Here is a 24,187-nt window from a genome sequence, read left to right on the forward strand (position 1 = left end):
ATGTCACTTTGAGTGCCCACACAGATTGTCTGATAAATTGTTAAAGAGCAGTTGCAACGCGGCTTTCAGCTCACCGTTGCGAGGTCCCGTATAATACGTTTTCCTCATTCAGAGTCAAGCCCTTATTTTGCTTTTCTCTGTCGGTTTTCAGCGCTGAACTTCATCGCCGAAACCCTGCTGACCCGGCGGCTCGCTTGCCGTTGTTCCGTGTCAGTGGAGGCGCATTATAGGGAGTTCGCCGGAAGTAGCAAGGGTTAAAATAGAAAAATCTTATCGACCGCTCATTATTTGAACTTTTCGCTTATTCCTCTTCCTACCATTAAAGCCGCCATCCCAGTGTTCATGCTGCCTGCAGCGTAGTTAACGCGAAGAACGCTTTTTGGCAAAAAAGTGATTTTTCTCTCTTACCCAACGCCATTATCGCGCCGATGGTGAATTAAGCGCCACTCTTGACCCACGACAAAGCGCCCGCGCGGCCCCCCTTCCTATAATCAGGCCCGTTTCTTCTTACTGGTAATAATCGATGGCTTATCAACTCAACATTAACTGGCCCGAGTTTTTAGAGAAATACTGGCAAAAGCAGCCGGTGGTTTTAAAAAACGCGTTTCCGGACTTCGTCGACCCGATTACCCCGGACGAGCTGGCCGGATTAGCCATGGAGCCGGAAGTCGACAGCCGGCTGGTCAGTCTGACCAACGGTAAATGGCAGGCCAGCAATGGACCTTTTGAACATTTCGACGGCCTGGGCGAGACCGGCTGGTCGCTGCTGGCCCAGGCGGTAAACCACTGGCATATGCCGGCCGCCGAGCTGGTGCGACCGTTCCGCGTACTGCCGGACTGGCGTCTGGACGACCTGATGATCTCCTTCTCCGTCCCCGGCGGCGGCGTCGGGCCGCATATCGATCAATATGACGTCTTTATTATTCAGGGCATGGGCAGCCGCCGCTGGCGCGTGGGGGATAAGCTGCCGATGCGTCAGTTCTGCCCGCATCCGGCACTGCTGCACGTCGACCCGTTCCCGCCGATCATTGATGAAGATCTGCAGCCGGGCGATATCCTCTATATTCCACCGGGATTCCCGCACGATGGGATCACCCACGAAACCGCGCTGAACTACTCCGTCGGCTTCCGCGGGCCCAACGGCCGCGACCTGATCAGCAGCTTCGCCGACTATGTGCTGGAGAACGATCTTGGCGGCGAGCACTACAGCGATCCGGACCTCACCTGCCGCGAGCATCCTGGCCGGGTTGAAGAGTATGAACTCGAACGTCTACGCGGCATGATGATCGACATGATTCGCCAGCCGGAAGACTTCAAACAGTGGTTCGGCAGTTTCGTCACCACCCCGCGTCACGAGCTGGATATTGCGCCGGCGGAACCGGCATATGAAGAAGAGGAAGTGGTCGATGCGCTGCTGGGCGGCGAAAAGCTCTCCCGCCTGAGCGGCCTGCGCGTTCTGCATATCGGCGACAGCTTCTTCGTGCATAGCGAACAGCTGGACACCACCGATGCCGAAGCGCTGGATGCGCTGTGCCGCTATACCTCATTAGGTCAGGAAGAGCTCGGCAGCGGCCTGCAGAATCCGGCGTTCGTGAGCGAACTGACGCGGCTGATTAATCAGGGCTACTGGTACTTCGAAGAGTAAGAGAGTCGCGATACTGCGGGCAGCCGCCTGGCGCTGCCCGCTGGCTTTCAGCCGTTATTACACCTGTTTCGGCAACACTACAATAAACCGCGTCGAGCGCAGATCGGACTGCGCAGCCACGCTGCCGTGGTGGGCGCTGACGATGGATTTCACTATCGCCAGGCCGATGCCGCTGCCCTCCCCTTTGCGCTGGCGCGAGGGGTCGACGCGATAGAAACGGTCATACAGCCGCGGCAGATGTTCGGCGGCAATCGGCGTACCGGGATTCTCCACCACCAGGCGGACCGTCTCCGCGCTTTCGCTCAGCGCGATCGTCACCGCCTGGCCAGCCGGGGTGTAGCGGATCGCGTTCGACAGCAGATTGCTGATCGCCCGCCGCAGCATCAGCGGGTCGCCCGTCACCCGGCAGGGGCTTCCGACAAAGCGCAGCGCCACCGCCTTCTCTTCCGCCCACGCCTCGAAAAACTCAAACACCTTATGCACTTCCTCAGCCAGATCCAGTTCCCGCTGTTCGGGGATCAGCTGGTTGTTATCGGCCTGGGCGAGGAACAGCATATCGCTGACCATCCGCGACATACGCGAGAACTCTTCGAGATTGGAGTAGAGCACCTCTTCCAGCTCCTGCTGGCTGCGGCTCTGGCTTAAGGCGATTTCGGTTTGCGTCACCAGGTTGGTGATCGGCGTGCGGATCTCATGGGCGATATCGGCGGAGAAGTTCGACTGCCGGGTAAAGACATCCTCCATCCGCTCCAGCATGTGGTTAAAGGAGAGCGCGAGCCGCTCAAGTTCGATAGGCACCGCCTGCGGGTCAAGGCGCACGTCGAGATCCCGCGAGGTAATATTCTGGATCTGCCGGCTGATCTGGCGGATCGGTTTATGTCCCTGATAGACCACAAACAGCACGATGGCGATGATCAGCAGGCTGATTATCGACGCGGCGGAAATCAGCTTCGCTTTCAGCTCATTAATATAGTGCAGGTGAAAATCGATGGATAAGGCCATCAGCAGATGGTACGCCGGTTTGCCATCCGCCTGCTTGCCCAGCGGCAGCATGATCAGCCGCCAGGCGCGGGTCTCCATTTGATGATTATCGTGCGCCATTGCCCGCGGCTGCGGGTCGGTCCATGAAATCACATTCCCGTCGCGCAGCTGCATCGCCAGGCCTGGCGTACTCAGCATATGGCTGAGATCCGGCCCGTTGGGCGACTGGAACAGAATATTGCCCTGCCCATCGTCCAGGCAGATAAAGACGTTGGCGTAACCCGCAATGATATTCTTCACGATCTCCAGTCGCCGCGCCTGCGGGTAGTCAGCGTGGTCGAGGACCGTCTCCAGGGTGGTGCTGAGCTGCCTGAGATCGTGAACGTCGCGCTCTTCAAAGTGGGCCTTCACCGAATGGATCATGATCCAGGTGAAGGCAAAAAAGGCGATGATGGTGGCGAGGCTAATAAAGAAGCTCAGCCGGGTGGCCAGGGAAAAGGGGCGCTTAGCGGCCATCCGGCACCTCAAGCATATAGCCGACGCCGCGCACGGTCTGGATCAGCTTCGGCTCGAAGTCGTTATCGATTTTGGCGCGCAGCCGCTTCACCGCCACGTCTATCGCGTTGGTATCGCTGTCGAAATTCATATCCCACACCTGCGAGGCAATCAGCGAACGCGGCAGCACCTCGCCCTGATGGCGCAGGAAGAACTCCAGCAGAGTGAACTCCTTGCTGGTCAGGGTGATGCGGGTGGCGCCGCGCGTCACCTTACGGCTGACCAGATCGACGCTGAGATCCGCCGCCTGAAACTGGCTTTCGACAATAACCGCCGCTCCGCGGCGCAGCAGCGTCCGCACCCGCGCCAGCAGTTCCGCAAAGGCGAACGGCTTCACCAGATAGTCGTCGGCGCCCAGCTCCAGCCCCTTCACCCGATGCTCAATGGTGCCCAACGCGGTAAGCAGCAGGATCGGCATGCCTTTCCCGGCGGCGCGCAGCATGCGCACGATATCCCAGCCGTTCACGTCCGGCAGCATGATGTCGAGGATCAGCAGATCATAGTCACCGGTCATCGCCAGGTGATAGCCGTTAAGGCCGTTATCGGCCAGGTCGACGACGAAGCCAGCCTCGGTGAGCCCTTTGGTCAGGTACTCCCCGGTTTTCTTCTCATCTTCGACAATCAAAATCTTCACCGCAGGCTCCTTCACGCGCGTTCTGTGCGGGTATTCAATTTTAGAGGAGCGCCTCCGGATAGCAATGAAATATCAGGAAAATGACAGCTTTGTCATTTTCCTGTCACGTCCTGAACAGAGGCCGCTACGTAAAGTAGCCGCCATGGATAAATCGTCGAAAACGTCTGCCGCCATGCGCCCAATAACGCTTCTTACCCTCAGCGTGATACTCGCCTTAACCGGCTGTGTCTCGCTCGCTCCGGACTACCAGCGCCCCGCCGCGCCGGTACCGCAGCAGTTCTCTCTCAGCCAGAACAAGCTGGTTCCCGCAACCGCGGGCTATCAGGAGACCGGCTGGCGAACCTTTTTCGTCGACCCGCAGGTGAAAAGCCTGATAGACACCGCGCTGACCAACAACCGCGATCTGCGGATGGCGACGCTGAAAGTGCAGGAAGCCCGCGCCCAGTATCGGGTGACCGATGCCGACCGCTACCCGCAATTGAACGGTGACGGCAGCACCACCTACGGTGGCAAGCTTAAAGGCGACACCACCACCAGCAGCGATTACGCTGCCGGCCTGAATCTCAGCTATGACCTCGACTTCTTTGGCCGGCTGAAAAACCTTAGCGAGGCCGACCGGGAGAACTTCTTCGCCAGCGAAGAGGCCCGGCGCGCAGTGCATATCCTGTTGATTGCTAACGTTTCACAAAGCTACTTCAACCAGCGGCTGGCGGCAGCGCAGCTGCAGGTGGCCAACGATACCCTGCAAAACTATCAGCAGTCTTACGCGTTCGTTGAAAAACAGCTGCTGACCGGGAGCACTACCGTGCTGGCGCTGGAGCAGGCGCGGGGGATGATCGAGAGCACCCGCGCCGATATCGCCAGACGGCAGGGCCAGCTGGCGCAGGCTAATAACGCTCTGCAGCTGTTGCTCGGCAGCTATCAACCTCTGCCGGACGATAGCGCCAGCAGCGCCGTCGATCTGCAAGGCGTTACCCTGCCGCCATCGCTCTCCTCAGCGATCCTGCTGCAGCGGCCGGATATTTTAGAGGCCGAACACAGCCTGCGGGCGGCCAACGCCAACATCGGCGCCGCGCGGGCGGCCTTCTTTCCGTCGATCACCCTGACCAGCTCGCTCTCCGGTAGCAGCAGCGAGCTCGCCAGCCTGTTTAACGCCGGCAGCGCGATGTGGAACTTCATCCCCAAAATCGACATACCGATTTTCAACGCCGGGCGCAATCAGGCCAACCTCGATCTGGCGGAGATCCGCCAGCAGCAGCAGGTGGTCAACTACGAGCAAAAAATCCAGTCCGCCTTTAAAGAGGTAGCCGACGCGCTGGCCCTGCGCCAGAGCCTGGCCGATCAAATTGCCGCACAGGAGCGCTATCTCGCGTCGCTGAATATCACCCTGCAGCGCGCCACCGCGCTCTATCGCCACGGCGCGGTCAGCTACATCGAAGTGCTGAGCGCCCAGCGCGATATTTTCACCACCCGACAAACCCTGCTGGAACTCAACTATTCCCGTCAGGCAAATGAAATCACCCTGTTCACCGCCCTCGGCGGCGGCTGGATGGAATAACCCAAGGAGTCCCGATCATGAATTCACTGTCTAAAGTCGCCCTGTTCACTCTGATTTCTGGCGCGGTGTTCGCCGTCCAGGCCGCCGACCCGCACGCCGGCATGGCGATGCACGAACAGCCCGCCGCCGCGCAGACGCAAAGCATCAGCGGCAAAGGGGTCATTAAAGCCATTGATATGGATAGCAAAAAAATCACCATCGCCCACGAAGCCATCCCGGCGGTGAACTGGCCGCCGATGACCATGCGCTTCACCATCACCCCGCAGACCCAGCTCAACAATGTGAAGGACGGCGACAGCGTGGACTTCACCTTCGTTCAGCAGGGCAACCTGTCGCTGCTGCAGGATATTCGCGCCCACTAATGGCCCGGCGACGGCAAGCCTCTCAACGACGGAATGGACAACACATGGCATCCCTGACACTGAAAAACACGGTGCTGATCCTCGGCAGCATGGCGATCGGCGGCGCGCTCACCGCAGCGCTGTATACCTGGACTGCGGCGCCCCACGACGCTGCCGCAGCCGCCCCGACGGCCGAGCAGCAACGTAAAGTGCTGTTCTGGTACGATCCGATGTACCCGAACACCCGCTTTGATAAACCGGGTAAATCGCCGTTTATGGATATGGACCTGGTGCCGAAATATGCCGATGAGGAGAGTGCCGCCGCCGGGGCGCCGGGGGTGCGTATCGACCCGACGCAGACCCAGAATCTTGGGGTGAAAACCGCCGCCGTCACCCGCGGGCCGCTGCGCTACGCCCAGACATTCCCGGCCAACATCAGCTACAACGAGTACCAGTACGTGATTATGCAGGCGCGGGCGGCGGGCTTTATTAATAAAGTCTATCCCCTGACCGTCGGCGACAAAGTGCAACAAGGTACGCCGCTGCTGGAACTGACCATCCCGGACTGGGTGGAAGCGCAGAGCGAATACCTGCTATTGCAGGAGACCGGCGGCACCGCCACCCAGGTCGAGGGGATCCTCGAGCGGCTGCGTCTCGCCGGAATGCCGGACGACGATATCCGCCGCCTGAAAGCCACGCGCAAGATCCAGACCCGTTTCACCCTCAAGGCGCCCATCGACGGGGTGATCACCGCCTTCGATCTGCGCGCCGGAATGAACATCGCCAAAGATAACGTGGTGGCGAAAATTCAGGGCATGGACCCGGTGTGGGTCAGCGTGGCGGTCCCCGAGTCCATCGCCTGGCTGATCAAAGATGCCTCGCAGTTCGCCATTCAGGTTCCCGCCTGGCCGGACAAAACCTTCCGCATCAGCAAATGGACGATCCTCCCCAGCGTCGATAGCGCCACCCGCACCCTGCAGCTGCGCCTGCAGGTCAACAACCCAGATGAAGCGCTGAAGCCGGGGATGAACGCCTATCTGCAGCTGACCAGTGAAAGCGAACCGATGCTGCTGATCCCCTCCAAAGCGCTGATCGACAGCGGCAGCGAGCAGCGGGTAATCACCGTGGATAACGAGGGCCGCTTCGTGCCGAAGCGGGTCCAGGTCTTCCATGAATCCAATGGCGTCACGGCCATTCGCAGCGGGCTGCAGGAGGGCGAGAAAGTGGTCGCCAGCGGCCTGTTCCTGATCGACTCGGAAGCCAATATCGCCGGCGCGCTGGAGCGCATGCGCGCGCAGGCCCCGGATGCCGTTGCCCCTGCCGCCCACGCGCACTGAGGAAAGGAACCATGATTGAATGGATTATCCGCCGCTCGGTGGCCAACCGCTTCCTGGTGATGATGGGCGCGCTGTTTCTCAGCCTCTGGGGGACCTGGACCATCGTCCATACGCCGGTGGACGCCCTGCCGGATCTCTCCGACGTACAGGTGATTGTCAAAACCAGCTACCCGGGACAGGCGCCGCAGATCGTCGAAAACCAGGTCACCTGGCCGCTAACCACCACCATGCTGTCGGTGCCCGGCGCCAGAACGGTGCGCGGCTTCTCGCAGTTTGGCGACTCTTATGTGTATGTGATTTTTGAAGACGGCACCGATCCTTACTGGGCGCGCTCGCGGGTGCTGGAGTATCTCAACCAGGTACAGGGCAAACTGCCCGCCGGGGTGAGCGCCGAAATGGGCCCGGATGCCACCGGCGTCGGCTGGGTCTTCGAGTACGCGCTGGTCGACCGCAGCGGCAAGCACGATCTCGCCGAACTGCGCTCCCTGCAGGACTGGTTCTTAAAATACGAGCTGAAAACCATTCCTAACGTCTCAGAAGTGGCGTCGGTGGGCGGCGTGGTCAAGGAGTACCAGATTGTCGTCGACCCGATGAAGCTGACCCAGTACGGCATCAGCCTCGGCGAGGTGAAATCGGCGCTGGACGCCTCTAATCAGGAGGCGGGCGGCTCTTCGGTCGAACTGGCGGAAGCCGAATATATGGTGCGCGCCAGCGGCTATCTGCAGACCCTCGACGACTTCAAAAACATTGTGCTGAAAACCGGTGACAACGGCGTGCCGGTGTATCTCGGCGACGTCGCGCGGGTACAGGTCGGCCCGGAGATGCGCCGCGGTATCGCCGAACTGAACGGCGAAGGCGAAGTGGCCGGCGGGGTGGTGATTCTGCGCTCCGGCAAGAACGCCCGGGAAGCGATCTCGGCGGTCAAAGAAAAACTGGCGTCGCTGCAAAGCAGCCTGCCGGAAGGGGTTGAAGTCGTCACCACCTACGACCGCAGCCAGCTTATCGACCGCGCCATCGACAACCTCAGCCACAAACTGCTGGAAGAGTTTATCGTCGTCGCCCTGGTCTGCGCCCTGTTCCTGTGGCACGTGCGCTCGGCGCTGGTGGCGATTATCTCCCTGCCGCTCGGCCTGTGCTTCGCCTTTATCATGATGCATTTCCAGGGACTCAACGCCAACATCATGTCGCTGGGCGGGATCGCCATTGCGGTGGGAGCGATGGTCGATGCCGCCATCGTGATGATTGAGAACGCCCACAAGCGGCTGGAGGAGTGGGCGCATCAGCATCCGGGAGAGAAGCTCGGCAACGACAGGCGCTGGAAAATCATTACCGACGCCTCGGTGGAGGTTGGCCCGGCGCTGTTTATCAGCCTGCTGATCATCACCCTGTCGTTTATCCCCATTTTCACCCTCGAAGGCCAGGAGGGCAAACTGTTCGGCCCGCTGGCCTTCACCAAAACCTGGTCGATGGCCGGGGCGGCGCTGCTGGCGATCATGGTGATCCCGATCCTGATGGGCTTCTGGATCCGCGGCAGGATCCCGGCGGAGAGCAGCAACCCACTGAACCGCTTTTTGATCCGCATTTATCACCCGCTGCTGCTGAAGGTGCTGCACTGGCCGAAGACCACCCTGCTGATCGCGCTCCTGTTGATCCTGACGGTTGTCTGGCCGCTTAACCGGGTCGGCGGGGAGTTTCTGCCGCAGATCAACGAGGGCGATCTGCTGTATATGCCGTCAACGCTGCCGGGGATCTCCGCCTCGCAGGCGGCGGATATGCTGCAGAAGACCGACAAGCTGATCATGACGGTGCCGGAGGTGGCGCGGGTGTTCGGCAAAACGGGTAAGGCAGACACCGCTACCGACTCCGCGCCGCTGGAGATGGTGGAGACCACCATTCAGCTCAAGCCGCAGGATCAGTGGCGGCCGGGGATGACCATGGAGAAGATCGTCGACGAACTGGACAAGACCGTGCGCCTGCCGGGGCTGGCGAACCTGTGGGTGCCGCCGATCCGCAACCGCATCGACATGCTCTCCACCGGCATCAAGAGCCCGATCGGCATTAAGGTTTCCGGCACTAACCTGGCCGATATCGACGCCATCGCCGGGCAAATTGAGGTGGTGGCGCGCAGCGTGCCGGGGGTCACGTCAGCATTAGCCGAGCGGCTGGTGGGCGGGCGATACCTCGACATTGATATCCAGCGTGAGAAGGCGGCCCGCTACGGCATGACCGTCGGCGACGTGCAGCTGTTCGTCTCGTCCGCTATCGGCGGGGCGATGGTCGGCGAAACGGTGGAGGGCGTCGAGCGCTATCCAATCAACATCCGCTACCCGCAGAGCTATCGCGACAGCCCGCAGACCCTGCGCCAGCTGCCGATTCTCACCCCGCTGAAGCAGCAGATCGTCCTCAGCGACGTCGCCGAGGTGAAGGTGGTCAGCGGGCCATCGATGCTGAAGACCGAGAACGCCCGCCCCACCAGCTGGATCTACATCGACGCCCGCGACCGTGACATGGTGTCAGTGGTGCACGATCTGCAGCAGGCCATCGGCAAAGCGGTGAAGCTGAAGCCGGGCATCAGCGTGTCGTATTCCGGGCAGTTCGAGCTGCTGGAGCGCGCCAATCAGAAGCTGAAGCTGATGGTGCCGATGACGCTGATGATTATCTTTGTGCTGCTGTACCTGGCGTTCCGCCGCGTCGGCGAGGCGCTGCTGATCATCGCCAGCGTGCCGTTCGCCCTTGTGGGCGGGATCTGGTTTCTCTACTGGATGGGGTTCCATCTGTCGGTAGCCACCGGCACCGGCTTTATCGCCCTGGCCGGCGTGGCCGCGGAGTTTGGCGTGGTGATGCTGATGTACCTGCGCCACGCCATCGAGGCCGAGCCATCGCTGGAGAACCCGCGTACCTTCAGCGTCGATAAGCTCGACGAGGCGCTGTACCAGGGGGCGGTGCTGCGCGTGCGGCCGAAGGCGATGACCGTGGCGGTGATTATCGCCGGCCTGCTGCCAATTTTGTGGGGCAACGGCGCCGGGTCGGAGGTGATGAGCCGCATCGCCGCGCCGATGATTGGCGGAATGATCACCGCCCCGCTGCTGTCGCTGTTTATTATTCCGGCGGCGTATAAGCTGATGTGGCTGTCCCGGCATCGGGGCAAGCGCGGCCGATAGCCCGCCGCGTTTACGCCGGTCCGGGAAATTGGCTATAGTGGCGCCATTCTTCTGGCCGGCATGAACGTCCCTATGAATCTGAACCTGGTATGTTATTCCCTGCTGCTGCTCACCGCCGTGGGCAGCGCCCTGCTGCCCTACCCGCTGGCGATGTGGTTTTTACTGAGCAGCCTTCTGACATGGCTTATCTATGGCGCCGACAAGCTGGCGGCACGCAAAGCCTGGCGCCGGGTGCCGGAAACCACGCTGCTGGTGCTGGGCCTGGTGGGAGGCTGGCCGGGGGCCATCCTCGGCCAGCAGTGCTTTCGTCATAAAACGCAAAAGCAGCCCTTCCGGACGTGGTTTTTCATCAGCGTGGCGCTGAACGTGGCGGCGCTGGCCGGGCTGTACGTGGTTTATACCCACCTGCTCAGCCGCTAAGGGGCGAGGCTAGCGCGGCGTCTGGCGGATCCACACCAGGCGATCGACGTCAAAGCCCAGCTCGCGCGCGGTATTCAGGTAATCCTGCTTCACCGCCGCCGGAATGGTGGGGGTGCGCGACAGGATCCACAGATAGTCGCGGTTGGGGCCGCTAACCAGCGCGTACTGGTAGTCGTCGTCCAGACGGATCACGTTATAGCCGCCGTAGAATGGCCCGAAGAACGACACCTTCAGCGCCGCGGTGGTGGGGGCACCGGTGAAATAGGCTTTCCCGTCGCTCTCATTCCAGCGTTTTTTAACCGGGTCATAACCGCGATTGACGACGCTGATCCCCCTGTCGCTGCGGGCGCCGTAGGTGGCGGTCACCTGCTCCAGGCCTCGCTCGAAGCGATTCTCCAGGCGAGCGACCTCATACCATTTTCCGAGATAACGACTGGCGTCAAACCCGCTAATCGGCTGTACGCCCTTCGGCGGGGTGGGCGATTTGCAGGCCACGAGGGTCAACGCGATAGCGACGCCAGTGACAACAGGCCATAGCTTCATGAGAACTCCTTTCATTTACGCGGTTGGGGGAAAGTGTAGTGCAAAGCCGCTACACTTCACGCCAGCCGACGTGATTCGTAGTATATTGAGAATATTCTTTGTTAACAGGTGGCCTCCATGCCTTACTCCATCGGCGAATTTGCCCGACTTTGCGGGATAAATGCGACCACGCTTCGCGCCTGGCAGCGCCGCTACGGCCTGCTTAAGCCGCTGCGTACCGATGGTGGACACCGTCTGTACAGCGATGACGACGTCCAGCAGGCGCTGAAGATCCTCGACTGGGTGAAAAAAGGGGTGCCGGTTAGCCAGGTGAAGCCCCTGCTGTCGCGCCCCGGCGCGCGGCGCACCAACAACTGGCTGACGCTGCAGGAGACCATGCTGCAGCGGCTGAAAGAGGGAAAAATCGAGTCCCTGCGCCAGCTTATCTACGATGCCGGGCGCGAATATCCGCGTCAGGAGCTGGTGACCGAGGTGCTGCGTCCGCTGCGCAGCCAGGTCTCCGCCAACGTACCGGCCATCATGACCCTGCGCGAAATCCTCGACGGCATCATCATCGCCTACACCTCGTTTTGCCTCGAAGGCGATAAGAAGGCGCCCGGGGATAACTTTCTGATCACCGGCTGGCACCTGACCGACGCCTGCGAAATCTGGCTTGAGGCGCTCAAGCGTACCGGCCAGGGTCATCGCATCGACGTCCTGCCGGTGCCTCCCGCCGCCCTGGCGCCGGAGATTTTTCCCCAGCGCAGCTGGCTGCTGGTCACCAGCGGTAAACTCTCCGCCGCTCGTCAGAGGCAGATCGAACTCTGGCAGCAGCAGGTCGTCTCCCTCGAGGTGATCCCGCTCTAACCCCCTGTTTTCACTTACCTCCACGCTCTGTTCCGCCAGCGCCCGGTGGCGCGGCGGGCGCACGCTTGCCCTTTGCGCCACGAGTGATTTTCACCCTTTAAAACACCAATCATAACCAAATGATTTTTAACACAAATAAAATATATTTTTCCACAAACTTGGACAAATAATTTTATTTGTGTAAGTTTTAAGTATGCCATTACGCCACCGTGTTTAGCCAGGATGTGATCCATGAGCACCTCGCCGTCCGTGATTCGTCGTTTCGTTGAGTACTACGCCGGGCTGGATGCGCAGCCGCCCTCGGCGCTGGCCGCGCTGTACCATCCGGACGCGACGCTGAGCGATCCTTTTGGTCAGCACCAGGGGCTGTTCGCCATCCAGCGCTACTTTACCCATCTGCTGGCCAACGTGGAGCAGTGCCGGTTCACCATCGACACGCCGCTCTGCGACGGTCAGCGGTTCGCCGTGACCTGGACCATGCACTGGTCGCATCCGCGCATTGCCGGCGGAGAAACGCTGGCCCTACCGGGCTGCTCGGTGGTGGACATCGCTGGGGAGCAGATCCTCCATCAACGCGACTTCTACGACGCCGGGGAGATGATCTACGAGCATCTTCCCCTGCTGGGCTGGGCGGTACGCGGCGTGAAACGGAGGGTGCGCTCATGATGACGGTGCTTATCACCGGCGCCAGCTCCGGGATTGGCGCCGGCCTGGCGAAATCCTTCGCGGCGGATGGCCACCTGGTCATCGCCTGCGGGCGCGATGCGTCGCGCCTGACGGCGCTGCAGCAGTTCAGCCCCAATATCAGCGCGCGCCTGTTCGATATGACAGACAAGGACGCCTGTCGCCAGGCGCTGACGGGCTGTTTTGCCGACCTGATCATTCTCTGCGCCGGCACCTGCGAATACCTCGATCACGGACAGGTGGATGCCGCCCTCGTGGAGCGGGTGATGGCCACCAACTTCCTTGGGCCGGTGAACTGCCTGGCGGCGCTGCAGACGCAGCTGGAGGCTGGCGATCGGGTGGTGCTGGTCAGCTCCATGGCGCACTGGCTGCCCTTCCCGCGCGCGGAAGCCTATGGCGCCTCCAAGGCGGCGCTGACCTGGTTTGCCAACAGCCTGCGTCTTGACTGGGAGCCGAAAGGGGTCGCCGTCACGGTGGTCTCTCCAGGCTTCGTCGACACCCCGCTGACGCGCAAAAACGACTTTGCCATGCCCGGCCGGGTGAGCGTGGATCGGGCAGTGGCGGCGATCCGTCACGGCCTGGCGAAGGGAAAAAACCACATCGCCTTCCCCACCGGTTTCAGCCTGGCCCTGCGGCTGCTGGCCAGCCTGCCGTCAGGTATGCAGCGCCTGCTGTTGCGCAGGATGGTGCGCTCATGAACATCGCCATCATCGGCAGCGGCATCGCCGGGCTGACCTGCACCTGGCGGCTGGCCGGACACCATCAGGTGACGCTGTTCGAAGCGGGCGCCACGCCGGGCGGCCACACCGCCACCGTGGATGTCACCACGCCGCAGGGCACCTGGGCCATCGATACCGGATTTATCGTCTACAACGATCGCACCTATCCGCGCTTTATGGGCCTGCTCAGCGAGCTGGGGATCGACGGGCAAAAAACGCAGATGAGCTTCTCGGTCCACAACCCGGCCAGCGGCCTGGAGTACAACGGCCACAGCCTGACCTCGCTCTTCGCCCAGCGACGCAATCTGCTGAAGCCGGCCTTCTGGGGGCTGCTGAGCGAGATCGTCCGCTTCAACCGACTGGCAAAACTGGCGCTGACCGAGGCGCTGGATCCGGGCGCGACGCTGGAGAACTTCCTCTCCCGCCACCGTTTTAGCCCCTTCTTCGCCCGGCACTATATCCTGCCGATGGGGGCGGCCATCTGGTCGTCGTCGCTGCAGGAGATGCGCCGCTTCCCGCTACCGCTGTTTTTGCGCTTCTTTGAAAACCACGGTCTGCTGGATATTCGCGATCGTCCGCAATGGTACGTGGTGCCCGGCGGTTCCCGGGAATACGTCCGCGCCCTGCTCGCCAGGCTCGGCGATCGCCTGGACCTGCGGCTCAACGCGCCGGTGCAGCAGGTGGACCGCCACCCGGCGGGAGTTATCCTGCGGCTGGCGTCCGGGGAGGCGCATTTTGACCAGGTGATCTTCGCCTGCCACTCCGCGCAGGCGCTGGCGATGCTGGCGGCGCCCACCGACGCCGAGCGTGAGGTGCTGGGGGATATCGGCTGGCAGCGCAACGAGGTGGTGCTGCACAGCGATCCGCGCTGGCTGCCGGAGCGCCAGCGCGCCTGGGCCAGCTGGAACTATCGCCTGAGCGACGGGGATTTGGCCCGGGCCTGCGTCACCTACAACATGAATATTCTCCAGGGGCTGCCTGCGGGCGCCCCCCTGTTCTGCGTCACTCTGAACCCGGACGCGCCGGTGGACGATCGCTTTGTCTGGCAGCGCTTCGTCTATGAGCATCCGCTGTTTAACCCGCAAAGCTGGTCGGCCCAGCTGCGGCGCGAAGAGATTAACGGCCAGCAGCGGAGCTGGTACTGCGGGGCCTACTGGTACAACGGCTTTCATGAGGACGGGGTGCGCAGTGCGCTCGACGTGGTGCAGGGCATCGCCGCGGCGGAGGACAACTGAAATGAACAGCTGCCTCTATCAGGGCGTCCTGCGCCACCGTCGCCTGCAGCCGAAGGCGCACCACTTCGTCTACCGCCTGTTTATGGCCTGGCTTGACCTCGACGAACTGGACAGGCTGCCTGAGGCGGGCATCCGCCGCAACCGCCTGGCCGCCGCCGCCTGGTACGACGCCGATTATCCGCTGGGCGCGCCGCTGAAGGCCCAGGTGCTGAACCGGCTGGAGAGCCTGACCGGCTGCCGCCCGGCAGGCCGCGTGATGCTCCTGACCCAGCTGCGCTACTTCGGCCTCCATTTTAATCCGGTCAACTTTTACTACTGCTATGACGAAGCCGACACCCTGCGCTGGGTGCTGGCCGAAGTGCGCAACACGCCATGGAATGAGCGTCATTACTACGCGGTGGACGGCCAGCAGGCGCGCCCGCTGGAGAAAGCCTTTCACGTTTCGCCGTTTAACCCGATGGACATGGTCTATCACTGGCGCTTCAACGCGCCCGGCAAAACGCTGCACATGCACATTGAAAACCATCAGGCCAGCAAGGTGTTCGACGCCACGCTGGCCCTGAGCCGCGTGCCGTTAACCCGCGCCAACCTGCGCGGGCTGCTGCTGCGTCTGCCGATGATGACCCTGAAAACCGTCCTCGCCATCTACTGGCAGGCGCTGCGGCTGTGGCTGAAGCGCGTGCCGCTGTACAACCATCCTGTCAGCAGGAGTGAACGCTCATGACCGATCCCGTCTTTGCGCTTGAACCCGATGTGCCGCGCAACGTGCGGCTCGCGCGCTGGCTGCTCTTTCGTCTGTTGAGCGGCCTTCGCGAAGGCTCGCTCACCGTGCGCGAAGGGGCGCAGACATTTCATTTTGGCGACCCCGCCGCCGCGCTGCGCGCTGAGGCGCGGGTCTGCACGCCGGAGGTGTACTGGCGTCTGCTAACCGGCGGCAGTCTCGCGGCGGCCGAGGCCTGGATGGACGGCGACTGGGAGAGCCACCATCTGACGGCGCTGTTGCAGATCCTCGCGCGCAACGGCGAGGTGCTGGGGCGTCTGGAGCGCGGCTTTCGTCTGCTGGGTAAGCCTGTCGCCCGCCTGCGCCACTGGACTCGACGCAACACCCGCGCCCAGGCGCGGGAGAACATTGCCGCCCATTACGACCTCGGCAACGAATTTTATGCCCACTTTCTGGATGACGACCTGCTCTACTCCAGCGCGCTGTTTACCGACGACCAGCAGGATCTGACCCAGGCCCAGCGGGCCAAGATGGCGCGTCTGTGCGACCAGCTGGCGCTCAACCCCGGCGATCATCTGCTGGAGATTGGCACCGGCTGGGGGGCGCTGGCCGAATACGCCGCCCGCCATTACGGTTGCCGGGTCACGACTACCACCCTTTCCCGGGAGCAGCACCGCTGGGCTACCGAGCGCATGGCCCGCGCCGGGCTGCAGGATCGCGTCGAGGTGCTGCTCTGCGACTACCGCGATCTGCGCGGCGAGTACGACAAACTGGTGTCGGTGGAGATGATTGAGGCGGTGGGTCAGCGCTATCTGCCGGCTTTCTTCCGCACCTGCCAGGCGCGCCTGCGCCCGGGCGGCAGAATGGCCCTGCAGGCGATCACCATTCAGGATCAGCGCTATCGCGACTACAGCAAAAGCGTCGATTTTATCCAGCGCTACATCTTCCCGGGCGGCTTTTTGCCCAGCATCACGGCAATGAGCGAGCTGATGACCCGCCATACCGATTTTGTGGTGCGCAACCTGTTCGACATGGGCCCGGACTATGCCCGCACCCTGGCGCACTGGCGGCAGCGTTTTACCCACGCCTGGCAGGATATTGAAAAGCTCGGCTTTGATGAGCGCTTCCGCCGGATGTGGCTCTACTACTTCGGCTATTGCGAAGCCGGATTTAACGCCCGCACCATCAGCGTGGTGCAGCTCACCGCGGAGCGGGTATGACACGCCCGGCGCAGCACTTGCTGATGGCCCTCGCGTTCGATGTTTACTGGACGCTGGTGGTGATGTTGCGCGAGCGTGGCCTGCTGATCTGGCTGACGCTGGCGCTGTTCGCCTGGCTGCGGTTGCCGGCGGCCAGTCGTCCGCCCGCCCTGCTGCTGGCCGCGGCGGGCTGCGGGCTGGACGCCTGCTGGGCGCTGGCGGGGCTGATTGATTTTCCCGGCGACAGCCTGCTGCCCCTGTGGATGGTGGCCCTGTGGCTGATGTTCGCCGTCGTCTGGACCCGAATGACCCGCGCCGCGACGCTTCCCGGCTGGGTGCTGGCTACGGCGGCGACCCTCGGCGGCCCGGTGGCCTACCTGATCGGCGCTCGCCTCGGAGCCATGACCCTGCTGGTGCCGACGGCGCTTGCCGTGGCCGCCATGGCCTGCGGCTGGCTGGTGATCATGCTGCTGTTCCATCTGGGGATGGGGAGGCAAAAATGAGATTCGCCCTGTTACTACTATGGCTGACCGCCCTCGCCCCGGCGGCCCACGCCGCCGACTGGCTGGCGTGGCGCCGCGTCGGCGAGGCGACCCTCACCTGGGGGCCGTTCACCGTCTATCACTCACAGCTGCGCACGCCCAATGGTCGGTATGACGGCCCGCAGCAGGATCGGGCGCTGATCATCACCTACCGGCGCGACATCGATCGCGAGGCGCTGGTGGACGCCACCCGCGACCAGTGGCAGGCGCAGGGTATTCTGCAGCAGGAGCCACGCAGCGAAGCCTGGCTGCGCATGCTGCAGGGGCTCTGGCCGGACGTCGCGCCGGGCAGCCAGCTGGCGTTCGTGGTCCGCGGCGGCGAGGGGCAGTTCTGGTACCGCGCCAGCGCCGCACAGACCGCCTTTACCCCGCTCGGCCCGCGCCAGTCGGCGGCGTTCAGCACCCGCTTTCTCGCCATCTGGCTCGATCCACGCACCACTTATCCCGAACTGCGTCAGCAGTTGATCGGAGGTACACCATGAAACGCATTCTGACCCTTGGCCTGGCGCTGCTGATGCTGATGCTCGCCGGCTGCAGTACCGAGGTCACCGAATACCGGCAGCAGCAGCCCGCCCTCGACATCTTTCACTATTTTCAGGGGCGAACCGAGGCGTGGGGGATGGTGCAGGATCGCAACGGCAAACAGCTGCGCCGCTTCCATGTTGAGATCGATGGCGACGTCGTCGGCGATACCCTGACGCTCCATGAGCGCTTTGTCTATGACGATGGCGAGAAGCAGCAGCGGGTATGGCGCATTCGCCGCACCGGCGATAACCGTTATCAGGGCACCGCCGGGGATATCGAAGGCGTGGCCAGCGGCCAGGCGGCAGGCAATGCCTTTCACTGGCGCTACATCATGAACGTCGAGGCCAGCGGCAGCCGGTGGCTACTGCACTTTGACGACTGGATGTACCTGCAGGACGGCAGCCATTTGTTTAACAAAACCGAGATGAAGAAATTCGGCATTACGGTCGCCACCGTGACCCTTTTCTTTACCCGAACCACAGCAGAAGAGAGGACAGCGCCATGAACACGCAACCTGTCATTGGGATCAGCGGATGTTTAACCGGCTCAGCCGTGCGATTCGACGGCGGGCATAAGCGTATGGGCTTTGTGATGGATGAGCTCGCGCAGTGGGTGGTGTTTAAGCCCGTCTGCCCGGAGATGGCGATCGGCCTGCCCGTACCCCGCCCGGCGCTCCGCCTGGTGCAGACTCCGGTCGGGGAGATCCGCATGCGCTTCAGCCACGCCCCGCACGAGGATGTGACGGAGAAGATGGCCGATTTTGCCAACGCCCATCTGGCAACTCTGGGCGAGCTGTCGGGCTTTATCGTCTGCGCCAAATCGCCGAGCTGCGGGATGGAGCGCGTGCGGCTGTATGACGAAAAAGGCAATCGCGGGCGTAAGGAAGGCGTGGGGCTGTTTACCGGCGCCCTGATGGCGCGCTACCCGTGGCTGCCGGTGGAAGAGGATGGCCGGCTGCACGATCCGCTGCTGCGGGAGAACTTTGTCGAGCGCGTTTTCGCCCTGCATGAACTCAACGCCCTGCGCGCCCGCGGCCTGACCCGCCACGGCCTGCTGGCCTTTCACAGCCGCTACAAGCTGCAGCTGCTGGCTCACCACCAGGCGGGCTACCGCGAGATCGGCCCGTTCGTCGCCTCGCTGCATGAATGGGAGGATCTGGAGGCTTTCTTCGAGGTCTACCGCGAAAAGCTGATGGCGATCCTCAAGCGGCCCGCCTCGCGGAAAAACCACACCAACGTGCTGATGCATATTCAGGGTTATTTCCGCGACCAGCTGAACAGCCGCCAGCGCGGCGAGCTGCGGGAGGTGATCCTCAACTATCGCGCCGGGCTGCTGCCGATCCTCGCGCCGCTGACGCTACTTAAGCACTATCTGGCCGAGTATCCGGATCGCTACCTGCAGGCGCAGAACTATTTTGACCCCTATCCGCAGGATCTGGCCCTGCGCCTGACGGTGAACTGAGGGGGGATGGGCCAGCTGCCCGGCGGCGCTGCGTTTGCCGGGCCTGGGGGGGAGCCCGCAGGAAGGAACGCAGGCCGGATAAGGCATGTATGCCGCCATCCGGCATAAATGGAGCGCACCAGTTGTAGCCCGGCTAAGCGTAGCGCCAGCCGGGAACGCTCCTTCAACAACGCTATCGCATCAGAACCACGCCTCAAACATCCCGCCGACGTTCAGCGAATCCAGCTGCTGGTCCTGGGTGCCGTTCACCTTCGCGGTATGCTCATTGTCCACCTGGCCGCCGGTCACGTAGAAGCGCAGCATCGGGCGGAACTCCGGCCCCATGCCGATGGCGATGTTCTGCGACAGCGTCAGCTTCCAGCCGTGGTTATTCCCGCCCTGGTCGTAGTCCACGCGCTGGTAGCCCGCTTCCAGCCAGGTGGAGTGCACGTCGTTCCAGAAGTACATCGGCCGCACGATGGCGCCGTAGTTCTTGCGGTTGTCGGTGTTGTCCCTGCCGTTGTCGTAGTCGTGGAAGGCCAGCAGATATTCCACCTGCGCCTGCTGGGTGAACTTATGGCTGCCCTCGAAGCTGGCGTAGACCGTGGTCAGGTCGTCGGTTTTGTTGTAGACGCTGTTATCCGAGTTGTCGGAGTAGCGCAGGATCACCTTGTTCACCCCGCTGTCGTTGGTGTGGCTCAGCACCAGGCCGCCCTGCCAGGCTTCGAGGCGCGCGTCGCTGTCCACCGCCTTCGAGTCAAAGCCGTAGTTGGCGTACACCTCGACGTCGATCGGCCCGGCCTTGATGTTGTGGGTTTTGGTGGTCAGCGCGTAGTGGCCGTTGTCGCCGGTGTCGGAGCTGCCGGTACAGGTAATGCGCGACGGGTTGGTCTCGTCGGCCATCACTTCGGGGCTACAGGATTTCACCTGCGACACCGCCGCCACGTCGAACTGTACGCCGCCGATATCAAAGTTCTTCACCCCGGCGCCCTGGCCGTCGTGGTTCATCCAGAAGTAGTCGTTGATCCCCTGTTGCGGACGCTGGTGGAAGTCGCGGCCGGCCCAGAGATAGGCGTTGGGGTTGGAGTCGAGGACGTTGGTGACGCCGACGTAGGCCTTCTTCAGGTTAACCTCGTCGCTCCAGTGGTCGAACATCACGTTAAGATCCCAGATAGCCCCCTGCGCGCTTTTGAAGGCCTTGCTGATCTGGAATTCGCCGCCGTTGCTTTCGTTGCCCAGGCGGCCGATCGCCGAGGCGCCGTTATAGGAGCCGTCGACGCCGACATATTTCTGGTCGCCGGTCTGGAAGTGGGCGCCATAGCGGGCGTAGCCGCTGAACTTGAGGCCGAACGGAATGGCCATATCCGGCGAGGCGGCGGTGGTCTGCGGGTTGGTGATCACGTCGACCTTTTTGTCGGCCGCGGCGTCGATTTTCGCCTGGCGGTCGGCCAGCGCTTTATCAACGGCTTTGGCGACGATGGCGTCGATCTGTTCCTGAGTAAATTCTTGCGCCATTACAGAGGTAAGCGGAAAAAACGCGGCGATAACCGCCATGGTTAATGGAAGTTTTTTTATCATTGTCATGAGTTTCTCAATATAGGTTAATTTTATTCAGACAATAACCAGCCTATTCTGAGCTGACAGAATATGTCGCTATCATCAGAACAAGTTATTTTTTATTTTGTACGGTCACAGAGGCATTACACAATTATCGCGACTCTTCCTCCTTCACTAATATTAAACAGGTGGCACAATAGCAGAACCATCCGCACAGCGGATTGTTCATCTATAGACAGTCAAACAGATAGCCTTGCGGCGCAGACAGCATAAATACAACACGAACCAATAAACGCTATTTCCTGGCAGCGGGCAGATGGCGGAATATATGCCCCCGCAGGGGCATATCAGCCAAATTTAACCAAAGATATAGGTATTGACGAGATTTTCGAGTAATTCCTGACGCCCGCTGTGATGCTGCGGATTCAGATTATGCTGCTCAGCGTACCGGGCAATATTATCCAGCGACATGCGGCCGGCCATAATTTGTTGCCCCAGCTCGCCCTGCCAGCCGGCATAGCGTTTTGCCAGAGCCCGATCGAGCTTGCCATCCTCAATCATGCGCGCGGCCAGCTTGAGGGACAGCGCCATCACGTCCATGGCGCCAATATGGCCATAGAACATGTCGTATTTGTCGGTGCTTTGCCGGCGAACTTTGGCGTCAAAGTTCAGGCCGCCGGTGGTGAATCCCCCGGCTTTGAGGATCTCGTACATCACCAGAGTATTTTCTTCCACGCTGTTCGGGAACTGATCGGTATCCCAGCCGAGCTGCGCATCGCCGCGGTTGGCGTCAACGGAGCCGAAAATGCCCAGCGCGATGGCGCTGGCGATTTCATGATGGAAAGAGTGCCCCGCCAGGGTGGCGTGGTTGGCTTCAATGTTCACCTTGATCTCATTTTCCAGACCAAACTGCTTCAGGAAGCCATACACCGTCGCGACATCGTAATCGTATTGATGCTTGGTGGGCTCCTGCGGTTTCGGCTCGATAAGCAGCGTGCCGCCAAAGCCAATCTTATGCTTGTGCTCCACCACCATCTGCAGGAAGCGGCCAATCTGCTCGCGCTCCTGGCGCAGATCGGTATTCAACAGCGACTCGTAACCTTCGCGGCCGCCCCACAGCACATAGTTTTCGCCGCCGAGCTGGTGGGTGGCGTTCATGGCGGTCACCACTTGCGTGGCCGCCCAGGCAAACACCTCCGGATCGGGGTTGGTCGCCGCCCCGGCGCCGTAGCGCGGGTGGGTAAAGCAGTTGGCGGTGCCCCACAGCAGTTTCACGCCGGTTTGCTGCTGTTTCTCCGCCAGCACTTCGGTCATCACGGCGAAATTATGCAAATACTCTTTCAGCGACGCGCCTTCTGGCGAGACGTCGACATCGTGGAAGCAGTAATACGGCACGTTGAGCTTATAGAAAAATTCAAACGCCACGTCCGCTTTGCGTTTGGCCATTTCCAGCGCATCGCCCGCGGCCTGCCAGGGACGCTCAAACGAGCCGGCGCCAAACATATCCGCGCCATTCCAGCAGAAGTTATGCCAATAACAGGCGGCAAAACGCAGATGATCTGCCATGCGTTTTCCCAGCACGATTTCATCCGGATTATAGTGGCGAAACGCCAGCGGATTATCGGTTTTAGGTCCGGCAAAAAGAACGCGTTCGAGCTGGTCAAAATAAGTTTGCATGATGAACTCCGAAATTGAGGAAGCCGAAAATTAACAACTGTGACACATCGTGTATTCTCATCGTCGGTTGCTCAATTACGTTATTTCACTCAGCGATTGAGAAAATGCTCAAATGTGAGCCATCTCGCAAATAAAACTATTTTAAATATCTCGCTTCGCGCGCGTATAGCGTACACTTCCTGGGGAATTCAGGTGAACATAGCGAATTAAAATGCCGGTTTTGTCACATTGCATATCTGTCAGAAAATTAGCGGCGGATAACGATTCAACGCAGGTGATACAGGCCTTTGCTTCGAGGATCACAGAAGTAAAAAAACATAATTACTTAATTTAAAAACGTAATAGATTCTTCCAGGTCAACTGTGTCAGAAAGTGTTTCACCTACACAAAACAAACCGGAGTCTGCTAAGAATGAGTAAAAACATAATGCACAGTCGGCATGATGAATATCATAAATTAACCCGCGGAGAACGAATTGGTTATGGCATGGGCGACTTTGCGCAAAACCTGGTTTTCGGCACCATTGGGGGTTTTCTGGCTTTGCATATGCTGACGGTAAATACCATCAGCACGGCAACGGCAGGCTTTATTTTTCTTTTTGTCCGCATCATTAATGTGTTTTGGGATCCGATGGTCGGAACCTACGTGGATAAACGAACCTCGAAAGCAGGAAAATATCGCCCCTGGCTGTTACGAGCCGGCGTGCCGCTGGTGATCCTGTCGGCATTACTGTTCGCGCCCATACCCGGAGTGAAAGGTTCGGTGGCTTTCGCCTTTATTATTTATCTGGCGCTGGACCTGGTTTATTCCTTAGTCAATATTCCCTATGGCTCGCTGAATGCCTCGCTGACCCGCGACCCGGAATCGATCGATAAGCTGACCAGTACCCGCATGATGCTGGCCAACAGCGCCAACCTGCTGGTCTATACCCTGTTCCCGATGTTTGTGCAGATGGCGGCGCCGAAAGATCGTAGCCTGAAAGACACCGGCTTTTTCGGCCTTGAGCTGAATCTGGGCAACTATACCGATCCGTCGGCGAACTACGCCTGGTTTGGCGTGTACGCCATCTATATGATCATCGGCGCGGTGGCTCTGTTTATCTGTTATAAATTCACCAAAGAACGCGTTGTCGCGACCGCCGAGCAAACCGCCAACGTCAAAACTACCGACCTTTTCCACGAGCTCAGACATAACCGCCCGCTGGTGATCCTCGGCATGTTCTTTATGCTGGCCTTTACCTTTATGTTCTTCATGAACACCGTTAACGGCTTCTTCAACCAGTTCGTCGTCGGCCATTCCGAATGGATGGGCGCCGTGGGTCTCGTCGCGTCTATTCCCGGCATCGCCTTCCCGGTGTTCTGGCCGAAACTGAAAAAAATCTTTGGTAAAAAAGGCTTCTTCCATCTGTTCCTCGCCATGTTCATCGTCGGCGAACTGCTGACCTACGTCTGGTCACGCGAAGGGATGCACGACGCCCTGTGGCTGGCCTACATCGCCACCTTTATTAAACAGTGGGGCTTAACTTCCGCCACCGGCTTTATGTGGGCGCTGGTACCGGAAGTCATCGCGTACGGCGAATTAAAATCTGGCAAACGCAATGCCGCCATTATCAATGCCATTATGGGACTCTTCTTCAAGATCGGCTTCACCATCGGCGGCGCTATCCCGCTGTGGCTGCTGGCGGTGTATGGATTTAATGAAAGCGGCGCCGTGCAGAGCGCCAGCGCCATCGACGGGATCATTATGACCGCGGTGTGGATCCCGATCGCGCTGGCCGCTATTTCGATGGTGATCATGCAGGTTTATCCGATCTCCGATAAACATGTTACCGACATCAACCGTCAGCTGGATGAGATCCGCGTGTAGT

The 24,187-nt window shown here is 60.7% G+C and carries 22 protein-coding genes; 17 read left to right on the top strand and 5 right to left on the bottom strand.

The genetic code is table 11. From position 1 onward, the window contains the following. The first annotated feature begins 523 nt into the window (after nucleotides 1-523). Entirely contained in the window at nucleotides 524-1,645 is a 1,122-nt protein-coding gene (locus ABLV64_RS09320; RefSeq protein WP_004206713.1) for a cupin domain-containing protein, read from the top strand. Between the two features lie 57 nt (nucleotides 1,646-1,702). Here the strand turns inward: ABLV64_RS09320 and ABLV64_RS09325 are convergent, their stop codons facing one another. Beyond that, complete coding sequence (locus ABLV64_RS09325) at nucleotides 1,703-3,142, bottom strand: Cu(+)/Ag(+) sensor histidine kinase (protein ID WP_348843333.1); 1,440 nt, start codon at nucleotides 3,140-3,142, stop codon at nucleotides 1,703-1,705. Next, nucleotides 3,132-3,815: a copper response regulator transcription factor CusR gene (gene cusR / locus ABLV64_RS09330; protein ID WP_004206716.1), complete on the bottom strand. Its 684-nt coding sequence runs from the start codon at nucleotides 3,813-3,815 to the stop codon at nucleotides 3,132-3,134. Before cusR ends, ABLV64_RS09325 begins: the two co-directional genes overlap by 11 nt. 172 nt (nucleotides 3,816-3,987) lie before the next feature. On the opposite strand from cusR, the gene ABLV64_RS09335 reads away from it, so the two are divergent. From ABLV64_RS09335 to ABLV64_RS09355, 5 genes are all read left to right on the top strand, one after another. Further along, nucleotides 3,988-5,373: an efflux transporter outer membrane subunit gene (locus tag ABLV64_RS09335; RefSeq protein ID WP_151385515.1), complete on the top strand. Its 1,386-nt coding sequence runs from the start codon at nucleotides 3,988-3,990 to the stop codon at nucleotides 5,371-5,373. A 17-nt stretch (nucleotides 5,374-5,390) separates the two neighbouring features. Further along, the gene (gene cusF / locus ABLV64_RS09340; RefSeq protein WP_017900885.1) at nucleotides 5,391-5,735 is read left to right on the top strand and encodes a cation efflux system protein CusF; all 345 of its coding nucleotides are present in this window, start codon (nucleotides 5,391-5,393) and stop codon (nucleotides 5,733-5,735) included. 44 nt (nucleotides 5,736-5,779) lie between these two features. Beyond that, nucleotides 5,780-7,051, top strand: coding sequence for an efflux RND transporter periplasmic adaptor subunit (locus ABLV64_RS09345; RefSeq protein WP_348843334.1), 1,272 nt, complete (start codon nucleotides 5,780-5,782; stop codon nucleotides 7,049-7,051). A gap of 11 nt (nucleotides 7,052-7,062) precedes the next feature. After that, a complete protein-coding gene (locus tag ABLV64_RS09350) occupies nucleotides 7,063-10,212 on the top strand; it encodes a CusA/CzcA family heavy metal efflux RND transporter (RefSeq protein WP_348843335.1) in 3,150 nt (1,049 codons plus the stop codon). Between the two features lie 72 nt (nucleotides 10,213-10,284). Beyond that, complete coding sequence (locus ABLV64_RS09355; RefSeq protein WP_017900888.1) at nucleotides 10,285-10,632, top strand: DUF1294 domain-containing protein; 348 nt, start codon at nucleotides 10,285-10,287, stop codon at nucleotides 10,630-10,632. 9 nt (nucleotides 10,633-10,641) lie between these two features. Here the strand turns inward: ABLV64_RS09355 and ABLV64_RS09360 are convergent, their stop codons facing one another. Then, the gene (locus ABLV64_RS09360) at nucleotides 10,642-11,175 is read right to left on the bottom strand and encodes a lipocalin family protein (protein ID WP_064183500.1); all 534 of its coding nucleotides are present in this window, start codon (nucleotides 11,173-11,175) and stop codon (nucleotides 10,642-10,644) included. A gap of 117 nt (nucleotides 11,176-11,292) precedes the next feature. Between ABLV64_RS09360 and ABLV64_RS09365 the strand changes: the two genes are divergently transcribed. The 10 genes from ABLV64_RS09365 (at nucleotide 11,293) to ABLV64_RS09410 (ending at nucleotide 19,107) form a co-directional block, all read left to right on the top strand. Beyond that, nucleotides 11,293-12,021, top strand: coding sequence for a MerR family transcriptional regulator (locus tag ABLV64_RS09365; RefSeq protein WP_048294101.1), 729 nt, complete (start codon nucleotides 11,293-11,295; stop codon nucleotides 12,019-12,021). A gap of 231 nt (nucleotides 12,022-12,252) precedes the next feature. Beyond that, complete coding sequence (locus tag ABLV64_RS09370; protein ID WP_032456946.1) at nucleotides 12,253-12,687, top strand: nuclear transport factor 2 family protein; 435 nt, start codon at nucleotides 12,253-12,255, stop codon at nucleotides 12,685-12,687. Further along, a complete protein-coding gene (locus ABLV64_RS09375) occupies nucleotides 12,684-13,403 on the top strand; it encodes an SDR family NAD(P)-dependent oxidoreductase (RefSeq protein WP_048294100.1) in 720 nt (239 codons plus the stop codon). Before ABLV64_RS09370 ends, ABLV64_RS09375 begins: the two co-directional genes overlap by 4 nt. Further along, the gene (locus ABLV64_RS09380) at nucleotides 13,400-14,659 is read left to right on the top strand and encodes an FAD-dependent oxidoreductase (RefSeq protein ID WP_064183501.1); all 1,260 of its coding nucleotides are present in this window, start codon (nucleotides 13,400-13,402) and stop codon (nucleotides 14,657-14,659) included. The genes ABLV64_RS09375 and ABLV64_RS09380 overlap by 4 nt, the downstream gene beginning before the upstream one ends. A 1-nt stretch (nucleotide 14,660) precedes the next feature. Then, nucleotides 14,661-15,383, top strand: a complete 723-nt coding sequence (locus ABLV64_RS09385) for a DUF1365 domain-containing protein (RefSeq protein ID WP_064183502.1) — start codon at nucleotides 14,661-14,663, stop codon at nucleotides 15,381-15,383. Further along, nucleotides 15,380-16,600: a cyclopropane-fatty-acyl-phospholipid synthase family protein gene (locus ABLV64_RS09390; protein ID WP_064183503.1), complete on the top strand. Its 1,221-nt coding sequence runs from the start codon at nucleotides 15,380-15,382 to the stop codon at nucleotides 16,598-16,600. Before ABLV64_RS09385 ends, ABLV64_RS09390 begins: the two co-directional genes overlap by 4 nt. Continuing rightward, on the top strand, nucleotides 16,597-17,082 hold the full coding sequence (locus ABLV64_RS09395; RefSeq protein WP_064183504.1) for a DUF2878 domain-containing protein: 486 nt from the start codon (nucleotides 16,597-16,599) through the stop codon (nucleotides 17,080-17,082). The genes ABLV64_RS09390 and ABLV64_RS09395 overlap by 4 nt, the downstream gene beginning before the upstream one ends. Then, nucleotides 17,079-17,603 carry a hypothetical protein gene (locus tag ABLV64_RS09400; protein ID WP_064183505.1) on the top strand — a complete coding sequence of 175 codons (525 nt, stop codon included), beginning with the start codon at nucleotides 17,079-17,081 and terminating at the stop codon, nucleotides 17,601-17,603. The genes ABLV64_RS09395 and ABLV64_RS09400 overlap by 4 nt, the downstream gene beginning before the upstream one ends. Beyond that, nucleotides 17,600-18,151: a DUF3833 domain-containing protein gene (locus ABLV64_RS09405; RefSeq protein ID WP_217325141.1), complete on the top strand. Its 552-nt coding sequence runs from the start codon at nucleotides 17,600-17,602 to the stop codon at nucleotides 18,149-18,151. Before ABLV64_RS09400 ends, ABLV64_RS09405 begins: the two co-directional genes overlap by 4 nt. Continuing rightward, the gene (locus tag ABLV64_RS09410) at nucleotides 18,148-19,107 is read left to right on the top strand and encodes a DUF523 and DUF1722 domain-containing protein (RefSeq protein WP_101978658.1); all 960 of its coding nucleotides are present in this window, start codon (nucleotides 18,148-18,150) and stop codon (nucleotides 19,105-19,107) included. The genes ABLV64_RS09405 and ABLV64_RS09410 overlap by 4 nt, the downstream gene beginning before the upstream one ends. Nucleotides 19,108-19,287: 180 nt before the next feature. Here ABLV64_RS09410 and ABLV64_RS09415 read toward each other — a convergent pair whose 3' ends face one another. Together ABLV64_RS09415 and xylA are read right to left on the bottom strand one after the other, a co-directional pair. Further along, nucleotides 19,288-20,670 carry a carbohydrate porin gene (locus tag ABLV64_RS09415; protein WP_131035983.1) on the bottom strand — a complete coding sequence of 461 codons (1,383 nt, stop codon included), beginning with the start codon at nucleotides 20,668-20,670 and terminating at the stop codon, nucleotides 19,288-19,290. A 330-nt stretch (nucleotides 20,671-21,000) separates the two neighbouring features. Continuing rightward, nucleotides 21,001-22,320 carry a xylose isomerase gene (xylA, locus tag ABLV64_RS09420; RefSeq protein WP_017900971.1) on the bottom strand — a complete coding sequence of 440 codons (1,320 nt, stop codon included), beginning with the start codon at nucleotides 22,318-22,320 and terminating at the stop codon, nucleotides 21,001-21,003. A gap of 426 nt (nucleotides 22,321-22,746) precedes the next feature. On the opposite strand from xylA, the gene ABLV64_RS09425 reads away from it, so the two are divergent. Further along, the gene (locus ABLV64_RS09425; RefSeq protein ID WP_020802330.1) at nucleotides 22,747-24,186 is read left to right on the top strand and encodes an MFS transporter; all 1,440 of its coding nucleotides are present in this window, start codon (nucleotides 22,747-22,749) and stop codon (nucleotides 24,184-24,186) included. Nucleotide 24,187 lies beyond the last annotated feature (1 nt).

This window comes from Klebsiella sp. JB_Kp031, from assembly GCF_040064295.1.
GTDB lineage: Bacteria > Pseudomonadota > Gammaproteobacteria > Enterobacterales > Enterobacteriaceae > Klebsiella > Klebsiella quasipneumoniae.

What these genes read in the sequence shown, in the direction of transcription:
- ABLV64_RS09320 (WP_004206713.1), top strand. Translation starts at nt 524, where the DNA reads ATGGCTTATCAACTCAACATTAACTGGCCCGAGTTTTTAGAGAAATAC.
- ABLV64_RS09325 (WP_348843333.1), bottom strand. Translation starts at nt 3,142, where the DNA reads ATGGCCGCTAAGCGCCCCTTTTCCCTGGCCACCCGGCTGAGCTTCTTT.
- ABLV64_RS09335 (WP_151385515.1), top strand. Translation starts at nt 3,988, where the DNA reads ATGCGCCCAATAACGCTTCTTACCCTCAGCGTGATACTCGCCTTAACC.
- cusF (WP_017900885.1), top strand. Translation starts at nt 5,391, where the DNA reads ATGAATTCACTGTCTAAAGTCGCCCTGTTCACTCTGATTTCTGGCGCG.
- ABLV64_RS09345 (WP_348843334.1), top strand. Translation starts at nt 5,780, where the DNA reads ATGGCATCCCTGACACTGAAAAACACGGTGCTGATCCTCGGCAGCATG.
- ABLV64_RS09350 (WP_348843335.1), top strand. Translation starts at nt 7,063, where the DNA reads ATGATTGAATGGATTATCCGCCGCTCGGTGGCCAACCGCTTCCTGGTG.
- ABLV64_RS09355 (WP_017900888.1), top strand. Translation starts at nt 10,285, where the DNA reads ATGAATCTGAACCTGGTATGTTATTCCCTGCTGCTGCTCACCGCCGTG.
- ABLV64_RS09360 (WP_064183500.1), bottom strand. Translation starts at nt 11,175, where the DNA reads ATGAAGCTATGGCCTGTTGTCACTGGCGTCGCTATCGCGTTGACCCTC.
- ABLV64_RS09365 (WP_048294101.1), top strand. Translation starts at nt 11,293, where the DNA reads ATGCCTTACTCCATCGGCGAATTTGCCCGACTTTGCGGGATAAATGCG.
- ABLV64_RS09370 (WP_032456946.1), top strand. Translation starts at nt 12,253, where the DNA reads ATGAGCACCTCGCCGTCCGTGATTCGTCGTTTCGTTGAGTACTACGCC.
- ABLV64_RS09375 (WP_048294100.1), top strand. Translation starts at nt 12,684, where the DNA reads ATGATGACGGTGCTTATCACCGGCGCCAGCTCCGGGATTGGCGCCGGC.
- ABLV64_RS09380 (WP_064183501.1), top strand. Translation starts at nt 13,400, where the DNA reads ATGAACATCGCCATCATCGGCAGCGGCATCGCCGGGCTGACCTGCACC.
- ABLV64_RS09385 (WP_064183502.1), top strand. Translation starts at nt 14,661, where the DNA reads ATGAACAGCTGCCTCTATCAGGGCGTCCTGCGCCACCGTCGCCTGCAG.
- ABLV64_RS09390 (WP_064183503.1), top strand. Translation starts at nt 15,380, where the DNA reads ATGACCGATCCCGTCTTTGCGCTTGAACCCGATGTGCCGCGCAACGTG.
- ABLV64_RS09395 (WP_064183504.1), top strand. Translation starts at nt 16,597, where the DNA reads ATGACACGCCCGGCGCAGCACTTGCTGATGGCCCTCGCGTTCGATGTT.
- ABLV64_RS09400 (WP_064183505.1), top strand. Translation starts at nt 17,079, where the DNA reads ATGAGATTCGCCCTGTTACTACTATGGCTGACCGCCCTCGCCCCGGCG.
- ABLV64_RS09405 (WP_217325141.1), top strand. Translation starts at nt 17,600, where the DNA reads ATGAAACGCATTCTGACCCTTGGCCTGGCGCTGCTGATGCTGATGCTC.
- ABLV64_RS09410 (WP_101978658.1), top strand. Translation starts at nt 18,148, where the DNA reads ATGAACACGCAACCTGTCATTGGGATCAGCGGATGTTTAACCGGCTCA.
- ABLV64_RS09415 (WP_131035983.1), bottom strand. Translation starts at nt 20,670, where the DNA reads ATGACAATGATAAAAAAACTTCCATTAACCATGGCGGTTATCGCCGCG.
- xylA (WP_017900971.1), bottom strand. Translation starts at nt 22,320, where the DNA reads ATGCAAACTTATTTTGACCAGCTCGAACGCGTTCTTTTTGCCGGACCT.
- ABLV64_RS09425 (WP_020802330.1), top strand. Translation starts at nt 22,747, where the DNA reads ATGCACAGTCGGCATGATGAATATCATAAATTAACCCGCGGAGAACGA.